The sequence below is a fragment of the Corallococcus praedator genome (genome assembly GCF_003612125.1).
Classification (GTDB): Bacteria; Myxococcota; Myxococcia; order Myxococcales; family Myxococcaceae; genus Corallococcus; species Corallococcus praedator.
This window is the reverse complement of record NZ_RAWI01000624.1, coordinates 1-3,481: the sequence shown is the minus strand read 5'-3', so window position 1 is coordinate 3,481 and position 3,481 is coordinate 1. Positions and strand designations below refer to the sequence as shown.

General features: G+C 70.3%; 3 protein-coding genes. 1 reads left to right on the top strand and 2 read right to left on the bottom strand.

What is annotated here, in order from left to right; genetic code table 11:
• The first annotated feature begins 316 nt into the window (after positions 1-316).
• Positions 317-2,359, top strand: a complete 2,043-nt coding sequence (locus D7Y13_RS39965) for a DUF7151 family protein (protein ID WP_147444583.1) — start codon at positions 317-319, stop codon at positions 2,357-2,359.
• A gap of 9 nt (positions 2,360-2,368) precedes the next feature.
• Here D7Y13_RS39965 and D7Y13_RS39960 read toward each other — a convergent pair whose 3' ends face one another.
• Together D7Y13_RS39960 and D7Y13_RS39955 are read right to left on the bottom strand one after the other, a co-directional pair.
• The gene (locus tag D7Y13_RS39960; protein WP_120586134.1) at positions 2,369-2,944 is read right to left on the bottom strand and encodes an RNA polymerase sigma factor; all 576 of its coding nucleotides are present in this window, start codon (positions 2,942-2,944) and stop codon (positions 2,369-2,371) included.
• 16 nt (positions 2,945-2,960) lie between these two features.
• On the bottom strand, positions 2,961-3,481 hold a 521-nt coding region (locus tag D7Y13_RS39955; RefSeq protein ID WP_120631003.1), incomplete at its 5' end, for a hypothetical protein.

Genomic DNA, 3,481 nt, shown 5'->3' with positions numbered 1-3,481 from the left:
GCAGGGGGATGGGGATGGGGGTGCGTCATGGTGAAGCCTCCTTTCCCCGGGCCAACGCGGCATCCGGCGCGCTCTTACACATGCTTGAGACCATGAGCCGGCCACGGAAGGGCCCCCGGGGTTTTTCGCCGGCCCGAGCCCTGCCCAGCGGGGGATTTTTTCGATAGGACGGGGGCTCGCGGTGGCCCCGAACGCCTGGATTTCCAGGGGCTTGCGGGAGAACCCTCCACCGCGTGCAGCGGGAAACGACCCGATTCATTCCCTCGCTCCGTATGGACAGGGAGCCAAGACGGGGCCCGCACGGAGAGGGCAACGAATGCGACGCACCTGGGGGACATGGGGGTTGGCGCTCGCCTTGATGGGCAGCGGCTGCGACGTCATCGACCTCTCCGAAATCACCCAGCGCGACGCACGGACGCGGGTCCGTCCCGAGCCCGTCGGCGAGCACTGTCCCTTTGGCGGACAAGCGGTCCTGAGCGGCCTGGACCAGGACCGCGACGGGGTGCTCGACGACGAAGAGGTCACCGCCACCGACTACGTCTGTGACGACGCTCCCGCCCAGGTCCGCACCCGCACGCGGTCCGAAGCCCACGGCGTGAACTGCGCCCTGGGTGGACAGGCGGTGCAGTCCGGCCTGGACCTGGACACCAACGGGCAGCTCGACGACGCGGAGGTCACCGCCACCGACTACGTCTGCGCCACCACCGTCGCCAACGTGCTGGTGCGCGTGCGCCCCGTGGCCCCTGGCGCGCAGTGTGCCCTGGGCGGACAGGTGACCCACGCCGGCCACGACGCCAACGGCAACGGGCTGCTGGAGGACGCGGAGATCTCACGCGAGGTCTACGGCTGCGACGAACCCGCCCCCGTGCTCTCCCGCGTGCGGGAGGTGCCGAGCTCCGTCGCCCCGTGCGACCGCGGCGGTTCGGTGGTGGAGGCGGGCGCGGACCTGGACCTGGATGGGGCGCTCGACCCGGCGGAGATCGACGCCACCGCCTACGCGTGCGACGTGGCCCCCGCGCGCGTGAGGCTCGTGCAGTACCAGACCGAGCCGGGCGGGATGAACTGCCCCGCGGGCGGCACGGGCGTGAACGCCTTCGAGGATGCCACCGGCGAGGGAGGGCCCACGCCGGGCGGGTTCATCACGACGGTGCACGTGTGCCATGCCTCCCGCATCCACGATGGAGACTTCGTGGTCGCGAGCGCCGTGGACCTCGTCGCGCTCGCCGGGGTGGGACGCCTGCGGGGCACCCTGCGCATCGATGCGCCCACCCTCGCCGAGGCCATGCTCCCCACGCTGTCCATCATCGACGGCTCGCTCATCGTGCAGGGCAACTCCAGCCTGAGACGGACGGCCCTGAGCACCCTGCGCTTCATCGGAGGGAACGTGGAGCTGCGGGACAACGCCCGGCTCGACACGTTGCTCCTGGGGGACGACACCCGCGCCCCGCTGCGCGTGGGGGGCAGCCTCACCGTGGAGAACAACCCCGCGCTCCCCGACCTGCTGGGACTGGTCGCGGTGGTGCCCACCGACAGCATCACCCTGCGCGCGAACAACGCGGTGGAGGATCCCGGCTCGCTGCCCAACGTCGTCACGCTCCAGGGCTCGCTCCGCATCCAGGACAACCTCCGGATGGACCGCACGCCCTTCCTCAAGCTGGCGCACGTGCACGGGGACGTGCTCCTGGAGAACAACTCCGCGCTGCCGGGCCCCTTCGGGCTGGAGCGGCTGGAGACGGTGGACGGCGCGCTGGAGTTGAACGCGAACCCCCAGCTCGAAGAGCTCCACCCCCTGGGCAAGCTCACCACCGTGGGCACCCTGTCCATCGTGGGCAATTCCAAGCTCGCGAACACCGTGGGGTTCGTCAACCTCGTGCGAGCGGGCCGCCTCCTCATCCAGGGCAATTCCGTGATGTCGTCCGCGGGGGACATGCCCCTGCTGACCCACGTGGAGCAGGACCTCACCGTGAAATACAACGCGGGGTTGCAGCGCGTGCACCGCCTGCCCCTGCTGCGAAGCACGAGCGCGGTCTCCATCATCGGCAACGACGACCTGGTGTCGCTGGAAGGTTTCGGCGCGCTGACCCGGTTGAGCGTCCTGTCATCGCTGGGCAACCCGAAGCTGACGACCCTGGGAGACTTCGCGACGCTGCGCGAGGTGACGTTCCTCAACATCCAGGGCAACGCGCGGCTCACGGACTTCAACCTGGGAGAGCTGGCCCGCGTGACGACGGACTTCGTCGTCGTGGACAACCCGAAGCTGCCCACCTGCAAGGCCACCGCGCTCGCGACAAAGGTGTTCCAGGGCGACCCGGAGGTCCTCCACATCGACATGAACGACGACACGGCCACCTGCCCCTGAAGCCCTCCGTCAGCGGCGGGGCTTGCAGGAGCAGTCCAGGCACCCGTGGGTCGCGCACGCGCCGCAGCCGCGCTCCAGCGAACGCTTGAGCGCGAGCCGCGCCCGGTGCAGCCGCACGCCCGCGTTGTTCGCGGTGATGCCCGCCTCGCGCGCCACGTCCGGCACCGCGCGCCCTTCCAGGTCCACCTGGCGCACCAGCTCCGCGTAGGAAGGCTTGAGCGTGGGCAGCAGGTCCGCGAGGCACTCGCACACCACGCCCTTCAGCTCCACATCCTCCGGGACGGCGTGCGCGTCACGCGCCTCCACCTCCAGCGCGCGGCCTTCCGCGGACTGCCTCCGGTGGTAATCCACGAGGGCGTTGCGCAGCAGGCGGTAGAACCACGCCACCGCGCCTTCGCCGTCGTGCAGCGCCCCACCCTTCTCCAAGGTGCGGGCGAAAGCCGTCTGGAAGAGGTCCTCCGCGACGGCCCGACTTCCCACGCGCCGCTCCAGGAACGACAGGAAGCGGCGCTGGTGGGCCAGGAGGGCCGCGACCACGTCCTCGCGGTCGGGGGGCAGCCCAGCTTCTGGCGCTTCGGCATCCATGCGCTTCGCGGGCGGACTACGGAGGGCCGTGGCCCTGGCGAACGGAGTTCAGTTCCACCGCCGTGGCGTAGATCTGCGCCCACGTGCGGAACTTGAAGCGGTTCACCGCGCCCTTCTGGTCGTTCGCGTAGTCGAACATGTCGTTGCGGAACATCTTGTCCGCCGCCTTGCGGGCCTCCGGCTTCAGCGGCGTGCCCTTGCGGTCGTAGTAACGCAGCAGGTCATAGCCGTAGTCGTGCGTCTTGGCCGCCTTGTCGAACTCCTTGTCCGGGCCGATCTTGCCGGGCACCGACGCGTAGCCGTGCGGATCCTGCATGCGCTGACCGTGCGGCGTCTGGATGGCGTAGGGCTTGTAGCCCATCACCTGCTCGAAATCCGCCGGGGGCGGGATGGCGCCGGTGAGGTAGTCGTTCATCAGCTTGCCGTGGTCGCCCGGAGGGGCGGCCGTGACGGCAGCGGTGCGCTGGGTGGCGGCGGTACCCGCCGAGAAGGAGTCCTTCACCACGTTGCGCGCGGGAGGGGTCGCGGGGCGCGCGG